14 protein-coding genes are annotated in these 15,345 nt (G+C 66.6%); 8 read left to right on the top strand and 6 right to left on the bottom strand.

Going from position 1 to position 15,345, the window contains the following annotated elements:
• The first annotated feature begins 242 nt into the window (after nucleotides 1–242).
• Genes G6N43_RS25630 through G6N43_RS25620 form a run of 3 tightly spaced genes read left to right on the top strand, consistent with a single transcriptional unit; the run spans nucleotide 243 to nucleotide 2,282 of the window.
• Nucleotides 243–587 (top strand): RNA-binding protein, encoded by a 345-nt coding sequence (locus tag G6N43_RS25630; protein WP_163658205.1) that lies wholly within the window; start codon nucleotides 243–245, stop codon nucleotides 585–587.
• A gap of 23 nt (nucleotides 588–610) precedes the next feature.
• Nucleotides 611–1,507, top strand: coding sequence for an NAD(P)H-binding protein (locus G6N43_RS25625; RefSeq protein ID WP_083154420.1), 897 nt, complete (start codon nucleotides 611–613; stop codon nucleotides 1,505–1,507).
• A 4-nt stretch (nucleotides 1,508–1,511) separates the two neighbouring features.
• A complete protein-coding gene (locus G6N43_RS25620) occupies nucleotides 1,512–2,282 on the top strand; it encodes an SDR family NAD(P)-dependent oxidoreductase (RefSeq protein ID WP_083154417.1) in 771 nt (256 codons plus the stop codon).
• Here the strand turns inward: G6N43_RS25620 and G6N43_RS25615 are convergent.
• Nucleotides 2,251–3,036 (bottom strand): enoyl-CoA hydratase/isomerase family protein, encoded by a 786-nt coding sequence (locus tag G6N43_RS25615; protein ID WP_083154415.1) that lies wholly within the window; start codon nucleotides 3,034–3,036, stop codon nucleotides 2,251–2,253. The genes G6N43_RS25620 and G6N43_RS25615 overlap by 32 nt on opposite strands.
• A 31-nt stretch (nucleotides 3,037–3,067) precedes the next feature.
• Complete coding sequence (locus G6N43_RS25610) at nucleotides 3,068–3,751, bottom strand: TetR family transcriptional regulator (protein WP_083154412.1); 684 nt, start codon at nucleotides 3,749–3,751, stop codon at nucleotides 3,068–3,070.
• Nucleotides 3,752–3,820: 69 nt separating this feature from the next.
• Here G6N43_RS25610 and G6N43_RS25605 point away from each other — a divergent pair, with 69 nt between their 5' ends.
• From G6N43_RS25605 to G6N43_RS25595, 3 genes are all read left to right on the top strand, one after another.
• The gene (locus G6N43_RS25605) at nucleotides 3,821–4,918 is read left to right on the top strand and encodes a ferredoxin reductase (protein WP_083154408.1); all 1,098 of its coding nucleotides are present in this window, start codon (nucleotides 3,821–3,823) and stop codon (nucleotides 4,916–4,918) included.
• A gap of 17 nt (nucleotides 4,919–4,935) precedes the next feature.
• Nucleotides 4,936–6,036, top strand: a complete 1,101-nt coding sequence (locus G6N43_RS25600; protein WP_083154406.1) for a fatty acid desaturase family protein — start codon at nucleotides 4,936–4,938, stop codon at nucleotides 6,034–6,036.
• A gap of 154 nt (nucleotides 6,037–6,190) precedes the next feature.
• Nucleotides 6,191–6,556, top strand: a complete 366-nt coding sequence (locus G6N43_RS25595; protein ID WP_083154404.1) for a cupin domain-containing protein — start codon at nucleotides 6,191–6,193, stop codon at nucleotides 6,554–6,556.
• Here the strand turns inward: G6N43_RS25595 and nei2 are convergent.
• Genes nei2 through G6N43_RS25575 form a run of 4 tightly spaced genes read right to left on the bottom strand, consistent with a single transcriptional unit; the run spans nucleotide 6,553 to nucleotide 13,495 of the window.
• Nucleotides 6,553–7,314, bottom strand: a complete 762-nt coding sequence (gene nei2 / locus G6N43_RS25590) for an endonuclease VIII Nei2 (RefSeq protein ID WP_083154402.1) — start codon at nucleotides 7,312–7,314, stop codon at nucleotides 6,553–6,555. The two genes, G6N43_RS25595 and nei2, sit on opposite strands and share 4 nt — an antisense overlap.
• Entirely contained in the window at nucleotides 7,307–8,260 is a 954-nt protein-coding gene (locus tag G6N43_RS25585; RefSeq protein WP_083154400.1) for an NAD(P)H-dependent flavin oxidoreductase, read from the bottom strand. The genes nei2 and G6N43_RS25585 overlap by 8 nt, the downstream gene beginning before the upstream one ends.
• 22 nt (nucleotides 8,261–8,282) lie before the next feature.
• Nucleotides 8,283–12,821, bottom strand: a complete 4,539-nt coding sequence (locus tag G6N43_RS25580) for an ATP-dependent helicase (RefSeq protein WP_083154399.1) — start codon at nucleotides 12,819–12,821, stop codon at nucleotides 8,283–8,285.
• A gap of 32 nt (nucleotides 12,822–12,853) precedes the next feature.
• Complete coding sequence (locus tag G6N43_RS25575) at nucleotides 12,854–13,495, bottom strand: TetR/AcrR family transcriptional regulator (RefSeq protein WP_083154397.1); 642 nt, start codon at nucleotides 13,493–13,495, stop codon at nucleotides 12,854–12,856.
• Nucleotides 13,496–13,761: 266 nt separating this feature from the next.
• Here G6N43_RS25575 and G6N43_RS25570 point away from each other — a divergent pair, with 266 nt between their 5' ends.
• Both G6N43_RS25570 and G6N43_RS25565 read left to right on the top strand, forming a co-directional pair.
• The gene (locus G6N43_RS25570; RefSeq protein ID WP_083154395.1) at nucleotides 13,762–14,862 is read left to right on the top strand and encodes an oxygenase MpaB family protein; all 1,101 of its coding nucleotides are present in this window, start codon (nucleotides 13,762–13,764) and stop codon (nucleotides 14,860–14,862) included.
• A 35-nt stretch (nucleotides 14,863–14,897) separates the two neighbouring features.
• On the top strand, nucleotides 14,898–15,332 hold the full coding sequence (locus tag G6N43_RS25565; RefSeq protein ID WP_083154393.1) for an SRPBCC family protein: 435 nt from the start codon (nucleotides 14,898–14,900) through the stop codon (nucleotides 15,330–15,332).
• The last annotated feature ends 13 nt before the right edge of the window (nucleotides 15,333–15,345 follow it).

The raw sequence follows: 15,345 nt of genomic DNA, 5'->3' as shown, positions 1-15,345 counted from the left end.
CAGCTATGCGCAGCGGGGCGAGACGATCGGTCTGTCCGCAATCACAGCATCCAGAATGCGAAAAGCTGGCTGGTGTCGCGATCAACTCGGTCTCGCAGCCCGATCAGCGGGTTCGAGAGCGTTGATACAGCAAAGGATCGGTACGTCCTGGAGAAACGCCGTGTCGATACCGACACAGCAGCCGCGATAACTGCGACAATCGCATCCCGTCCTATCGACGGCGGTCACGCGAAGGAGCGAAAGTGCGCAAGATTTGGATGTGTGCCGCGGCGGTGCTGTTCGCCGGTGGTTTGGTCAACGTGCCACCCCCGACCGCCGACGCCACGGTGTGCGGATCCGTCGGTGGCAGGTTCGTCGACGTCTCCGGATGCAGCGACCCGTTCTCCTATCTCAACCAGGCCCTGGCGCCACCGCCGCCACCACCCCCGCCGCCTGCCGCACCGCCGCCCCCGCCGCCGTCGGATGCGCCACCGCCACCCCCGCCACCCCCGCCGCCTCCGGCCTACGTCCCGCCGCCTCCGCCGGCGCCGAACGTCAACGTGTGCGCCAGCGTCGGCCGGCGCATCAGCGTCAGCGGATGCATCTAGCGTGAGCCCGCGCGGCTAGTTGTATGTACCTGATCACCGGCGCCGGTGGCGGAGTCGGCAGCGTCAGCCGCACGGTCGTCGAGTTGCTGCTCGGCGACGGTGAGCAGGTGCGGGCCATGGTGCGTCGCGATGACGAACGGGCGCAACATCTTCGGGACGTCGGCGCCGACGTCGTCGTCGGTGATCTGACGCACGCCGCGGACATCGCGGACGCGCTGACAGGGGTGCGTCGCATGTTCTTCAACATGAGTGTCGCGGCGGACTACCTGCTGGCCACCGCCGAGGTGTGCGCGACGGCGCTGGACCGCGGCCACCTCGAAGCGATCGTGAACATGTCGCAGATGACGGTGTCTCAGATGACCCTGACCAGTACCGGAGAGTCCAAGCACCAGCGTTTGCACTGGCTCGCCGAGCATGTGCTCAACTGGTCGGGACTGCCCGTGATCCATGTCCGCCCAACGGTTTTCCTGGATAACCCGCTGTTCACGATGCTCGGCGCAACCACGGTGAAGGAACGCGGCGTGCTGGCGCTGCCGTTCGGGGCGGGCCGTACATCGCCCATCGCCGCGGTGGATGTCGCCGCGGTCATGACAGCGTTGCTTCGCGATCCCGCCGACCACATCGGAGCGGTGTACGAACTGACCGGACCGCAGGCGCTCGACATCGACGGTCTCGCCGCGCAGTTCGCCGAAGGGCTCGGACGGCCGATCATCGGCGAGAACCTCCCGGCCGATGACGAACGCCGCCTGCTCGACTCCGTCGATGTGCCCGAGCACGTGCGGCAGCACATCGCCACGATGGCGCGGTTGCATCGCGAGGATCGCTACAACCGTTCCACCGACGACGTCGAGCGCCTCATCGGCCGACCTGCTCAAACCGTCGCGCAATACGTGTCCGCTCATCGCGATCTGTTTGACTGATCGCGTGGACCGCACAACATTTGACCGTCTCTTCGACATGACCGACCGCACCGTGATCGTCACGGGCGGCACTCGCGGCATCGGGCTTTCGCTCGCCGAGGGATTCATTCTGGCCGGGGCCCGCGTGGCCGTCGCCAGCCGCAAGCCTGACGCCTGCGAGGAGGCCGCCAAGCACCTGCGCGAACTCGGTGGACAGGCCATCGGCGTCCCGACCCACATCGGCGACGTCGGCGCGCTCGAGGCTCTCGTGGACAGGACGGTCGAGGAGTTCGGCGGCATCGACGTGGTGGTGAACAACGCGGCCAACGCGCTGACCCAGCCCGTCGGCGCGATGACGCCAGATGCCTTGACGAAATCGTACGAGGTCAACGTCCGGGGACCGGTGTTCCTCGTGCAGGCGGCGCTGCCGCATCTGAAGGCCAGTTCCCATGCCGCGGTGATCAACATGATCTCGGTCGGGGCGTTCAACTTTGCGCCGGGGACGGCGATCTATTCGTCGAACAAGGCGGCCCTGATGTCCTTCACCCGATCGATGGCCGCCGAGTACGCATCGTTCGGAATCCGGGTGAACGCCATCGCGCCCGGCCCTGTCGACACCGACATGATGCGCAACAACCCGCAGGAGGCGATCGACCGGATGTCGGTCAGCATGCTGATGAAACGCCTCGCCCAGCCGGATGAGATGGTGGGCGCGGCACTGCTTCTGGCCTCCGACGCCGGAAGCTATATGACCGGAACGGTGATCATCGCTGACGGTGGCGGAACGCCTCGGTAGCCTCGGCCATCACCCCGCCCGTCGACGCCAGGATCTGGCTGCGGTTCTCGACATGCAGCGCGGCCTCCAGGCTCGACGCCTCGAGGTTGGCCCACAGCACCTGTTTCGTCGACTCCACCCCGAATTTCCCGTAACCACATAGGGTTTCGGCGATCGCCATCGCCTCGTCGACCACGGTCGCGTCGGGGCACACCCGCGACACCATGCCGATTCGGAGCGCCTCGTCGGCCTCGACCACCCGCGCGGTCAGAATCAGGTCGAAGGCCGGCCCCGCCCCGACAATGCGGGGGAGCGTGTAGCTCACGCCGATGTCGCAGCCGCCGAGCCCGAGTTTGATGAACTGGGTGCAGAACCGCGCCGACTCGGACGCGATCCGGATATCGCAGGCCAGTGCGATCCCCATGCCGCCGCCGTAAGCCGGGCCGTTGACCGCGGCGATCACCGGCTGGCGGAGGCGATGGATCTTCGTGGTGAGGTCGGCGATGCGTTCCTGCCATCGCATACCCGCACGCGGGAACTCCGTCCCGCCACCGGCTTTGTTCGGGTTCGGGTCCGTCAGGTCCAGACCCGAGCAGAACCCTCGTCCCGCACCGGTGAGCACCACGACCCGGCACTCGTTGTTGTCGCGGATCGCGTCGAGGGTCGCGTGCAGGTCCTGCACCAAGTCATAGGAGAGCGCGTTGAGCTTCTCCGGCCGGTTCAGGGTCAGGACGGCGATGTCGGGCCGGGGATACGTCAATTCGAGATGAGGCATGGGCGACACGTTAGCCCTGTGCCGGACGGCGTCAGATGGTGCTACGCCAGCCGGCGACGCCCACGACGATCATCCGAAGCTGCTTGACCGCGATGCGCCTGATCTCGTCGAGCGCGACGGAGTCGCTGGCGTCCTCGATGGATTCGGCGATCGAGATCATCGCGTTGACGATCAGGCTGGCCAGGATGTTGAGATCCTCGCCGCTCCAGGTGTTCAGCCCGGGAAAGCGGGCGAGGTCGATCGCCAGCTCCGACGTGATCAGCCGGATCTCGGTGCGGATGGCGTACCGCAGCACGCTCACCCCGCTGGAGCGCTCGCGGCCGATGAAGCGCCAGTGCTCCCGGCGCTCGTTGACGCCCTCGATCAGGATGTCCACCGACGACTCGATGACCCGGTTCGGATCGAGCCGGCCCGCCCGTGCACCGCGCAGCATGTCGCGAAGCGCGCGGAAGGACTCGTCGATGAGGACGAGTCCCAGCGCCTCCATCGAATCGAAATGGCGGTAGAACGCCGCGGGCACGATGCCCGCCTCACGAGTGACTTCTCGCAGGGACAGGGTGGCGAAGGAGCGGTCCTCCAGGAGGCGCAGGGCAGCGGCGACGATCGCCCGCCGGGTGGCCTCCTTGCGTTGCTCTCTGGAGAGGGTGTCGCGGGTCCGGGACTTGCTTGACCTGCCTGAACGGCTCGTTCGTGAACTGGGCGTACGACTGTTCACTCTGTGAAACCTACCACAACCTGGGCGAATCTGTTGACGCCGACCTCTTAGGCGGCGCACGGTGTACACATGTTCACCCAAACTTTGACACGCGGTTGGCGGGGCAAGGTGCTCCGCTCGCCGCTGGTCGACCTGCTCACCGGTCCGCACGGCGTCGACCGGTACACCGAGCTAGTCGAACCGACATGGACCGAGCGCGACCCCCGCGCGAAAGTGGTCGCCGTGCGCAGGCAGACGCCGCGCAGCGTCACGCTCACCCTCGAGCCGAATCAGGCGTTCACCGGGTTTTCGGCCGGGCAGCACATCAACCTCACGGTCGAGATCGACGGCCGTCGCCGCACCCGCCCGTACTCTCCGGCCAGCGCCGAGGGGTCCCCTTACATCGAGCTGACCATCGGCCACCACGACGGCGGGCTGGTCTCGACGTACCTGAATCAGCACGCCCGACCGGGCATGGTGGTCGGCCTCGATTCGGTCGGCGGCGACTTCGTCATGCCCGCGGTTCGGTCCGGGCAGAATGTCGCCGTCGGGGCGGCTCCGCGGAGCATCCTGTTCATCTCGGGCGGCAGCGGCATCACCCCGGTGATGTCTATGCTGCGCACGCTGCGGGCGGAGGGCACCGACCGCGAGATCACGTTCGTCCACTACGCACGCACCCGCGAGGAGGCGTGTTACGCCGACGAGCTGTCCGCGATGGCGGGCGTGCGGGTGCTGCACGGTTACACCCGCGGCGACGGGGGCGACCTCACCGGACATTTCGGCGCCGAGCACCTCGCGGTCATCGACCCCGGACCTGACACCGACACCTACGTGTGCGGACCGCCGGCGCTCGTCGAGGCGGTGCGTGCGCACCTTCCCGGCGCGAAGTCGGAGAGCTTCGTCCCGCCGGTCTTCACGGTTCCGGCCGAATCCTCCGGTGGCCGGGTGACATTCACCGACGCGGCCGTCGACATCGCCGACGACGGCCGACCGCTTCTCGAACAGGCGGAGGCCGCGGGCCTGAACCCGGAGAGCGGATGCCGAATGGGCATCTGCCACAGCTGCACCCGCCGCAAGACCCGCGGTGCAGTGCGCAACCTGATCACCGGCGCGGTGTCGACGACCGACGAGGAGGACGTGCAGATCTGCGTGTCCGTGCCCGTCGGCGATGTCGACCTGACGCTCTGAGCAAAGGAGTCATTTCAATGACAACTGCTATCGGCACACAGCCGCAGACCATCAGCAAGACCGTCGCGGGCAAGACCGTGACGATGTCCCCCGAGCAGGCGGACGCGTTCGGTCGTGAACTCGACGCGCTCAAGGAGCGGATCATCGCCGATCTGGGGGAGTGCGACACCACCTACATCCGTCGAATCATCAAGGCGCAGCGCGGTTTGGAGGTAGCGGGTCGTGCGCTGCTGTTCGGCGGCATCTTCCCGCCGTTCTGGCTCGCAGGTACCGCGATGCTGGGGTTGTCGAAGATCCTCGACAACATGGAGATCGGCCACAACGTGATGCACGGCCAGTACGACTGGACGGGCGATCCGGCACTGTCGAGCAAGAACTTCGAATGGGACACCGCATGCCCGGCCGACCAGTGGCGTCACTCGCACAACTTCATGCACCACACGTACACGAACATCGTGGGCATGGATCGCGATGTGGGCTACGGCATTCTGCGGATGAGCGAAGACCAGAAGTGGCGGCCGTACTTCCTCGGCAATCCGGTGTACGCGTTCCTGCTGATGGTGCTGTTCCAGTACGGCGTCGCGCTGCACGAACTGGAGACCGAGCGAATCACCGCGGGAGAGATCTCGATCGCGGACAAGCGCGATATCCTGGAAGGGATTTGGCGTAAGACGAAGCGGCAGACGCTCAAGGACTACGCGGCCTTCCCGCTGCTGGCCGGACCGTTCGCACCGTGGGTGTTCGCGGGCAACATGACCGCTAACCTGATGCGCAACGTCTGGTCATACATGATCATCTTCTGCGGCCACTTCCCAGAAGACGTCCAGGAGTTCTCGATCGAGGAGACCAAGGCCGAGACACGCGGCCAGTGGTACTTCCGTCAGATTCTCGGGTCGGCGAACCTGACCGGTGGCAGGCTCTTTCACATCCTCAGCGGGAATCTGTCGTTCCAGATCGAGCACCATCTGTTCCCCGACATCCCCGCCCATCGTCATGCCGAGATCGCGCCGGAGGTGCAGGACATCTGCCGCCGGTACGGCATCCCGTACAACAAGGGCCCGCTGCTGCGCCAGTTCGGGACGGTCGTGCGCAAGATCGTCAGGCTGGCCCTGCCGTAGCGGTCATAGCCACTCGGCGCCCCCTCGCCGCTCGCCGAGACTACGGTTTCTGACGAGAATCGGCCGAAATCCGTCAGAAACCGTAGTTTCGGCGAAGGGCTTGCCGTGAGTTTTACTGTGGCCGGCGGCTGTCGCGCGTGATACGAATCGCCGAATGGGCAACTATCACCCCGCAATGCAGAAGGCCCGCTTCGCCGATATCGAAAGCGACGTCCACGGACTGATCTCCAAGCGCACCGCCGTGCTGAACGGGGTGTCGGTGACACAGGTGACCTTCGATACCGGGGCCCGATGGTCCAACGACCTGAAGGAGTACGCGGGCACTGACCTGTGCGAGCTCCCGCACGTCGCCGTCGTCACGGGCGGTGCACTCGCGGTGCGGATGGCCGACGGCTCCGAAGAGGTGTTCTCGGCCGGTGACGTCATGTTGCTGCCGCCCGGGCACGACGCGTGGACGGTGGGCGAGCAGGCGTGCACGTTCGTCGAGTTCTCCCGCGGTAACGACTACTACGAGAGCTAGGTCTGACAGTTCGGGCACCAGAAGCTGATGCGGTCGCCGGTGTTCTCGGACTTGATCGGTGTGCCGCAGCGGCGGCACGGTTCACCGGCGCGGCCGTAGACCCAAACCTGTTGGCCGCGCCGGGTGTCGCCGGTGGTGGTGCGGTTGGTGCGGGATCGGTTGAGCCACAACATGTCACGTGCCCGCTGAACCAACCGCAGCGGATCGCGGACGTCATTGACCGGTGAGGTCGGCAGGTGGCCGAAGACGAAGCACAACTCGTTGGCATACACGTTTCCGACGCCTGCGAGAACGCGTTGGTCCAGCAGCGTCTCGGCAAGCGGTCGGTCCGGGTCGGCGGTCAGGTTGGCTGCTGCGATGCGTGGCTCCCAGTCTGATCCCAGCAGATCGGGGCCGAGGTGCGCGACGACGTCCATGTCGTCGGCGCGCGGCAGGACCTCCAGCACGCCGAGGTCGATACCCGCGGCCTGAACGTCGGCGGTTTCCAGGATGATCCGGATGCGGTGCCCGGCGCGACTGGGCCTGTTAATCGGGTTGACCTTCCAGCTGCCGTCCATCTTCAGATGGGAGTGGATGCTGGCCTGGCCGACACGGATGAACAGATGCTTTCCGCGGCTGAGAACCTCGTCGACGACCTGGCCGGTCAAGTCGACGGTCGCGTACTTGGGGACGCGAATATCGCAGCGTGTCAGCGTTTTTCCCTCCAGCGCTTCGCGCAGACGGGCTGCGGTGTGCCAGACGGTGTCGCCTTCAGGCATGTTTGCCCGCGACGGCGAGTGCCCGCTCGGCCTGCTCCGCGATCCGGCCGACCAGGACGCTTGCGCTTTCCTGTTCGGCGATCAGGTCGACGGCTTCGCCCGCCCAGATCGGCACGTAGTCGAAGTCCCGTCGTTCGACCCCCGCGCGGTACTCCTGCCGCACCGCATCGTCGAGCTCGGCGACGCGGTCCTGCCATTCGTCGATGAATCGGTTGCGCAGCGTGCGGGCTGGATACTGCGCCGGCCAATCCGCGCCTGCGGCGATGTCGACGGCCCTGCCTCGGGTGGTGTCGCTGGCTTCGGCTGTCAGGATCGCCTTGACCTCGTCGGCGTCCAGCAGCGCTTCGGGAGTGGCTTCGAAGCGGGTTCCGAGCATCGCCCCTGCGGCACCGAGCGCCAGGGCGGCAGCGAGACCGCGACCGTCGGCGATTCCGCCCGCCGCCAGTACCGGTGTGCTGCCCGCGATGTCGACGACCGCCGGCACGAACGGCAACGTCGCCCGGCCACCACCGTGGCCGCCGGCCTCCATCCCTTGCGCCACAACCACATCAGCGCCGACGTCGAGCGCGCGCCTGGTCTCGTCCATCGACGAGACCTGCACCATCAGCGCAATGCCCGCCGCCGAGATCGTGTCGGCGAACGGTGCCGGGTCACCAAACGAAAGCATGATCGCCGACGGAGACTGGTCGATCGCCGCCTCGAGGACCTCAGGTGTCACGCCCCAGGTCAGGAATCCGATACCCCACGGTCTGCTGGTCGCAGCCTTCGCGATGCCGCATTCGCGTTCGACCCATCGCTGGTTGCCGCTTCCGGCGCCGATCAGACCGAGTCCGCCGCCCTCGGAAACGGCGGCGGCCAGCGCGCCACCCGCGACGCCTCCCATCGGGGCCAGTACGACGGGATGCTCGATCCCGAACATCTCCGTCAGAGCCGTACGCAGAGGCATACCTCGAACTGTAGGCGTCCCGTCACCGCAGTCGTAGACCCCTTGGTGTGCGCGAGAAGCCCGCGCCCAACAGCGCTTCCTGGACTGCGGCCCGCTGGCTGTCGGTGCCCGGGTCCAACACCGAGACGCCGTTGACCTTCTCGATGAGGAACCCCTGTACGCGGCCTGCACTCACCAGATCGGCCAGCGCGGCGGCGGCCGCGACGTGGGCCTCGGCGTCGTCGGTGAACGACAGCAGCGACCGACCGCCGCGCTCGACGAACCACACCAGTTCACCGTCGACGACCGCGACCAGTGCGCCAGCCTTGCGGCCTGGTCGGTGCGCCACGTCTGTCGCGTCGTCCTCGGCGATTCTGCGGGTGGGCCACGGCAACGCCGCACCGTAGGGATTCGCCGGGTCGGCGGCGGCCATCACCACCGCGTGGTACTCGCGATGGTCGGGATCGACGCCGTCGAGATATGAACGTAGCCGGTCGACCGTCGAGGCCACCGCGAACTGTGCGCCGCCAAGCGATTCGACGAAGTACCCGCGCTGGCATCGGCCCGCGTCCTCGAACGCCGTCAGCACCTTGTAGAGCATGGCGAAGCCGCCCGGCACCTCTTCCGCGGCGACGGCGCCCTTGGTCAGCACACCGTGGCGGTTGAGCAGCAACTCGGCCTGAAAGTGTGCGCGCACAGTGGATTCCGGTTCTGCGGTGGGCAGCGCGGACCAGCGGCCGGCGACCGTCGGGTCGGATGGTCGGCCCTGAGCATGCGCGACGCTGTAGCGGCTCAGCCGCGGGGGGCGCTGACGCTGCCGGTGCGCGGGCGCACCGCGGCGGCCGGTCGATCGGCGGGGGCCCGACAGCAGGGCCCGCACCGGAGCGAAGGTATCGCCCGTGACCCAGCCCGCCCAGATCAGTTCCCACAGCGCCTGTTTCAGCTCGTCGTTCGGGTTGTCCGCCAGCTGTCGGAAGAAGTACGCCCCGCCCCGTCCGAGGGTGTCCATGATTGCGCGGTGCGTGTCGGTGAACTCGATCTCGGCAGGTGGCGCGAGCGTCAACGGCGCCGTATCGGCCTGGTGGAACGCGATCCAGCCGTCGCCGCCGCCGATCTGACCCACACCTGACCACGTGACCTCACCCGATGCCAGCAGCTCGTCGAGCATCGCCGGCTGATAGTCGCGGACGCGCTGCCCGAACACCAACGGCTCGACGGAAGACGCCGGTATCGGCACACCCGCCAGCTGCTCGATGACCTGAGCCAGGCCGTCGACCCCCGAGTTGTGTGTCGAACCGACCTGTTGCCACGCGGGCAGGAACCGGCCGTACGCGGCGGTGCTGACCGGCTCGACCTGCGCCCGCAGCGCGGCCAACGACCGGCGACGCAGTATCTTCAGCACGTCGGCATCGCACCACTGGTCGCCCTCCGCCTCAGTGGTGAACTCGCCGCGAATCAGCTTGCCGTCGATCGCCATTCGGCCCAACACGTCGGCGGCGACGCGCAGGCCGAGCCCGAAGCGCGCGGCGGCGTCGTGGCTGGTGAACGGTCCGCGCGTGCGGGCGAAGCGGCCGAGCAGCTCGCCAAGCGGATCGTCGACCGAGTCGGTGAACGCCGTCGGCACCCCGACCGGCACGGCCACCCCGACGCCGTCGCGCAGCAACCCGATGTCTTCGATGGCCACCCACCACACCTGGTCGGCGAACGACACCGTCAGCGCTCGTTTGGCGGTCCGCAGACCGTCGAGCCATCCGCCGATCTCGGTGGTGGTGCACCGTTCGGCGATCTCCGCCTCGGTCAGCGGTCCCAGCACCCGCAACAGGTCGGCCACACCCTCGGCGTCACGGGCTCGGCGGTCCTCGCTGAGGTGCTGCAGCTGACTGGTGGTCGTGGCGATGACTTGCGGATCGAGTAGCTCGCGCAGTTCCACGCGGCCGAGCAGCTCGGCCAGCAGGACGCTGTCCAGCGACAGGGCGGCGGCGCGGCGCTCCGCAAGGGGGCTGTCGCCCTCGTACATGAACGCGCCCACATAGCCGAACAACAGGGACGCCGCGAACGGCGAGGGCGTGGGGGTCTCGACCTCGACCAGCCGCAGACGGCGCTGCGCTACGCGGTGCATCAGCTCGGTGAGCGCGGGCACGTCGTACACGTCCTGCAGGCATTCGCGCACCGCCTCCAGCACGATCGGAAAGTCCGGGTACTTGCGGGCGACGTCGAGAAGCTGTGCAGCGCGCTGGCGCTGATGCCACAGCGGTGAGCGCTTGCCGGGATGCCGACGCGGCAGAAGCAGTGCGCGGGCGGCACATTCGCGGAACCGCGACGCGAATAGCGCCGAGCCGCCGACCTCGGCGGTGACGATGGGCTCGATCTCGTCGGCGTCGAACACGAACAGGTCGGCCCCGGGTGCCGTGTCTTCCGTATCGGGCAGCCGCACGATGATGCCGTCGTCGGAGGCCGTCGGCTTCTCGTCGATGCCGTACCGTTCCCGCAGCCTGCGGGATACCGCCAGCGCGAGCGGTCCGTGCACGCGAAGTCCGTAGGGGGAGTGCAGAATGACTCGCCAGTCGCCAAGTTCGTCGCGGAACCGCTCGACCACGAACGTCGTGTCCGTCGGCACCACGCCGGTGGCCTGGCGCTGCTCGTCGAGCAGCTGCCACAGGTTGTCCGTCGCGAACTCGTTGAAACCCATTGCGCGGCAACGTTCGGTGAATTCGTCGCGGCCCAGCTGGGCCAGCTCACCAGTGAACGCACCGACCGCTGCCCCCAGTTCGGGTGGTCTCCCGACGCTGTCGCCCCGCCAGAACGGCAGCCGGGCCGGCTGTCCCGGCGCCGGAATGACCAGCACCCGGTCATGGGTGATCTCGGTGATGCGCCAGCTCGTGGCACCGAGCGAGATGACATCGCCCGGGCGGGACTCGTAGACCATCTCCTCATCGAGTTCGCCTACCCGAGAGGGCTTTTCGGAGTCAGTGGCCAGGTACACCGTGAACAGGCCCCGGTCGGGGATGGCGCCGCCGGATGTCACCGCGAGCCGTTGCGCGCCGGGGCGGGCGGTCAGTGTGCCCGTATCACGGTCGTAGACCAAACGCGGCCGCAGTTCGGCGAACTCGGTGGACGGGTACTTGCCCGACAGCAGGTCCACCGTCGCCTCGAAGGCGCTGCGCGGCAGCGTCGCGAACGGGGCGCTGCGCCGGACCGCGTCGAACCAGCGGTCGGCGTCGAGTGGTTCGAGGGCGCATGCCGCGACGGTGTGCTGCGCCAGCACGTCGAGCGGATTCGCAGGCACCTGCATGGTCTCGATCTCCCCGGCGAGCATCCGCTTGACCGTGACCGCGCACCCGATGAGATCGGTTCGGTGCTTGGGAAACAGCACGCCCTGGGAGATTTCGCCGACCTGGTGACCCGCGCGACCGATCCGCTGCAGACCACTGGCCACCGACGGCGGCGCCTCGACCTGGATCACCAGATCGACCGCGCCCATGTCGATGCCCAGCTCGAGGCTGGACGTCGCGACGACGGCCTTGAGCCGGCCGCTCTTGAGGTCGTCCTCGACCTGCGCGCGTTGCTCCTTGCTGACCGATCCGTGATGCGCGCGGGCCAGCAGTGTGGGGGCGCCGTACGACGCTCCGCTGGCCATCAGCTGCGCAGGGAAGCCACCACCCACTTTCGGGTTGTGCTCCATGGACAACTCGACACCCGTGCGGTCGGCGTGAATCTCGTTGAGGCGCGAGGTGAGTCGCTCGGCCAGTCGCCGCGAATTGGCGAAGACGATTGAGCTGTTGTGCGCCTCGATCAGATCGACGATGCGTTCCTCGACGTCGGGCCAGATGGTGTTGTTCTCGAGGTTGGCCATGTCGGGAACGGGCACCGTCACGGACAGGTCGAACGTCTTCGCCGCGGGCGGCGACACGATGGTGGTGCGTGCCTGGCCGGACAGGAAGCGCGCCACCTCTTCCGGCGGGCGGACCGTCGCGGACAGCCCGATGCGCTGGGCGGGCTTGTCGAGAAGCTGGTCGAGCCGTTCCAGCGAAAGCGCCAGGTGCGCCCCGCGCTTGGTGCCGGCCACGGCATGGACCTCGTCGACGATGACCGTCTGCACCTCGGTCAGCGTTTCGCGCGCCGCCGAGGTGAGCATCAGAAACAGCGATTCCGGAGTGGTGATGAGGATGTCCGGCGGCCGCGTAATGAGTTCGCGGCGCCGGGCGGGGGTGGTGTCACCGGAGCGCACACCGACAGAGATGTCGGGTGCGGCGGTCCCGCTGCGCTCGGCGAGGCGGCCGATACCGGTCAACGGTGTCCGCAGGTTGCGCTCGACGTCGACGGCCAGCGCCTTCAGTGGCGATACGTACAACACCCGCGTGCCTGCGCCTGCGGGCCGGGGCTCCGACGCTGCGAGACGGTCGATGGCCCACAGGAACGCGGCAAGTGTCTTACCGGACCCAGTGGGGGCGATTACCAACGTGTTGTCGCCGTCCGCAATTGCCGACCAGGCCTGCTCCTGGGCGGGCGTCGGTTCCGCGAACGTGCCCGCGAACCACTGACGGGTAAGTGGGCTGAAGCGGGCGAGCGCGGTGGAGCTCATTCAGCCATCGTGCCGGAGGGCACCGACATATTTCAGGGACGTGCGGCCGCGATGGCTTCCGCCAGCGATTCCGGAATTCCCGGCACCCGTGCGACCAGGTCGAACAGGGCGTGCGTACAGGCGTCGGCGACGGTGTTGACGTCGGTCGACGGATCCAGCATCCGCTGCCGGCACATCTCCAGAACGAAGGCCAGCCATCCGTAGACGACGATGCGCAGGTCGCGTTCGACCTTGGCGTCAAGTTGGTCACCCGCGAGACCGCTGACGATGCGTTCGGCCTGCCGGTCGTTGTCGACGTCCTCGATGCCGCGCAGCACGGGGTCGGAACGGCCGATACCGACGTGGGCCGCCCAGGCGACGTTGGGGTTCGCCTCGTAGTAGCGGAGGTAGGCGAGGACGCCCTCGCGAACCTGCTCGAAGAGACCCAGGCCGGGCTGAAGCGGTGCGTTGGTCGCTTCGAAGAGCCGTTCGCTCTCGGCGCTGACGACGGCCGCGAAGAACGCTCGCTTGTCCGGGAAGTAGTGGTACATCAGCGCGCGGGAAACGCCTGCCTTCTCGGCGATTTCGTCGATGCGGACCTCGTCATAGGGGCGTTGGCCGAAAACCTCAGCGCCGAGCGCGAGTAGCTCTTTGCGCCGGTCCTCGGGCGACAGCCGGCGGCGAGGCTCAGACATGCCGATAGTCTAATTGACACATGTCCAACAAGTGTGGAACGCCCATATCCGCCCCGTTGTGACCGGCGTCGCACTGCGCCGCTCAGCAACCTTCTCGTAGTTCGACTCGATATTGGGGTGACGGCATTTCAATATCATCTCTGATGTGCGACTATGCCCAATTGACATGTCAATTGTTGTGTGATGAGGACAGGCGGTCAGCTACCCGGTCTCGGCCAGGTACTGAGTCAGCGAAGTAACAGGTATCGGCAACGTAAGGGGGTTGCATGGCGGTCCGGGGTATCAGGGCACTGATCAAAATTATGAAGACAACGTTCGATCCAGAGCTGGTGATTCCTAAAGAAGCGAAGGTGACGGAATTCACCGGCGATGACAGTTTGTCGCGGAAAGATCTTGCGCAGCACCCCATTCCGGCCCATTCCCTGATCTGGAAGTACTGGGCCCGCGTTGATTTGATGTTCTTCGGCAACGGTGTACTTCCACCCATCGCGGGGGCGTGGCCGCAGATGGGGCAAGCGACTGCGGGTTCTGTTCTTTTTACCGGTGACAGTTCTCTTCGCGCACGGAACAAGATCTATAAAGCTCGGCGCCAGAGATCTCGGGAGTACATCTACGGCGCGGTGTACGAGGCTCCCGAAGAGGCGAAGAAATACGGGCTGAAGACTCGGAATATGCACAAGCCCGTCAAGGGCACACTCCATGGCGGCACGTTCCACGCGTTAAATGCGGAGACCTTCTACTTTGGCCATGTCAACTTCTTCTACCACCTACTGATCAACGTAGCCGAGCAGTTGTATTTCGAAGGCTCCATGCCGCGGGCGATGAAGGAGCAGATCTTCGAGGAATCCAAGGAGTGGTACAGCATCTGGGGAGTCGACGATCGTTCCCAGCCGGAGACGTACGACGACTTCGAGCGGTATCTAGAAAACATCGAGCGCAATCATCTGGTGAAGTCACAGGTGACTGAGGCCATGCTGGAACAGTTCATGGAGCGTCGTCTGGCGCCATCGTGGTGGCCCCCCGTTATGAAGAAATATGTGTGGCCGTGGGTGGCGGCGCGGCGGCAGATCGTCGTCAACAGTTACCCGCCCCATGTGCAGGAGCTGTTCGGTTTGGAGTGGACCCCCGAGGACGAGGAGATCTTGCGCCGCTTCATGCGGATGTATCGGCGGGTCAACGCGGTCCTCGAGCGTCTCCTCCCGCTGAAGTTCTTCTACTTGCCGATTGCGGTTCAAGGCTTTGAGCGCGAAGGGGTTGATCCACGCACCATCACGCTGGAGTCCGCACGGCAAGCGCTCCGGGAAAGCCGTGCCCGTCGCGCCGCCCGAGAGGCCACTCCAACAGCTGAGGTGATGACTTCCAACTGATGATCCGCCGGCGACACCGGCCGTAAGCTGACCCGGTGATCGAACTGCACGTCGAACGCGCCATAGCGGCGACACCAGAGCGCGTCTTCGACTGGCTGGCCGACCCGAAGAGCCTCAAGGCGGCGCCGCTCGTCCTCGGCGCGAGGCTGGCGAACGGCTCTTCGGAGCCGAAAGCAGGCGCGGTGCGCGTGGTGACCGGCACAGGCATGTGGTTCGAAGAGGAGTACACGGCCTACGACCCGCCGCGCAGCTTCTCCTATCTCATCCTGCGGTCGGTCCCCGGCTTCATCCACGAGGGCGGCACATTGACGTTCACACCTCAGGGCGAAGGCACCCACGTCGACTGGATCACCAAGTACACCCATCCGCTGTGGTCGGGTGGCAAAGCGTTCGAGCCGGTGAGTTCGCGACTGCTGCGGTGGAGCTTTCTCGCCGTCCTCGACGGCTGTGCCAAGGCGTTGGAGTCCTAGCCCGGCGTACGAA

Origin of the sequence: Mycolicibacterium moriokaense, from assembly GCF_010726085.1 — a bacterium.
In the GTDB taxonomy this organism is placed as follows: Bacteria; Actinomycetota; Actinomycetes; order Mycobacteriales; family Mycobacteriaceae; genus Mycobacterium; species Mycobacterium moriokaense.
This window is presented reverse-complemented; position numbering and strand designations above follow the sequence as displayed.

Coding starts and splice junctions, on each gene's coding strand:
- G6N43_RS25600 (WP_083154406.1), top strand. CDS start 4,936: ATGACAACTGCTATCGGCACACAGCCGCAGACCATCAGCAAGACCGTC.
- nei2 (WP_083154402.1), bottom strand. CDS start 7,314: ATGCCTGAAGGCGACACCGTCTGGCACACCGCAGCCCGTCTGCGCGAA.
- G6N43_RS25575 (WP_083154397.1), bottom strand. CDS start 13,495: ATGTCTGAGCCTCGCCGCCGGCTGTCGCCCGAGGACCGGCGCAAAGAG.
- G6N43_RS25580 (WP_083154399.1), bottom strand. CDS start 12,821: ATGAGCTCCACCGCGCTCGCCCGCTTCAGCCCACTTACCCGTCAGTGG.
- G6N43_RS25605 (WP_083154408.1), top strand. CDS start 3,821: ATGTTCACCCAAACTTTGACACGCGGTTGGCGGGGCAAGGTGCTCCGC.
- G6N43_RS25615 (WP_083154415.1), bottom strand. CDS start 3,036: ATGCCTCATCTCGAATTGACGTATCCCCGGCCCGACATCGCCGTCCTG.
- G6N43_RS25625 (WP_083154420.1), top strand. CDS start 611: ATGTACCTGATCACCGGCGCCGGTGGCGGAGTCGGCAGCGTCAGCCGC.
- G6N43_RS25570 (WP_083154395.1), top strand. CDS start 13,762: ATGGCGGTCCGGGGTATCAGGGCACTGATCAAAATTATGAAGACAACG.
- G6N43_RS25595 (WP_083154404.1), top strand. CDS start 6,191: ATGGGCAACTATCACCCCGCAATGCAGAAGGCCCGCTTCGCCGATATC.
- G6N43_RS25585 (WP_083154400.1), bottom strand. CDS start 8,260: ATGCCTCTGCGTACGGCTCTGACGGAGATGTTCGGGATCGAGCATCCC.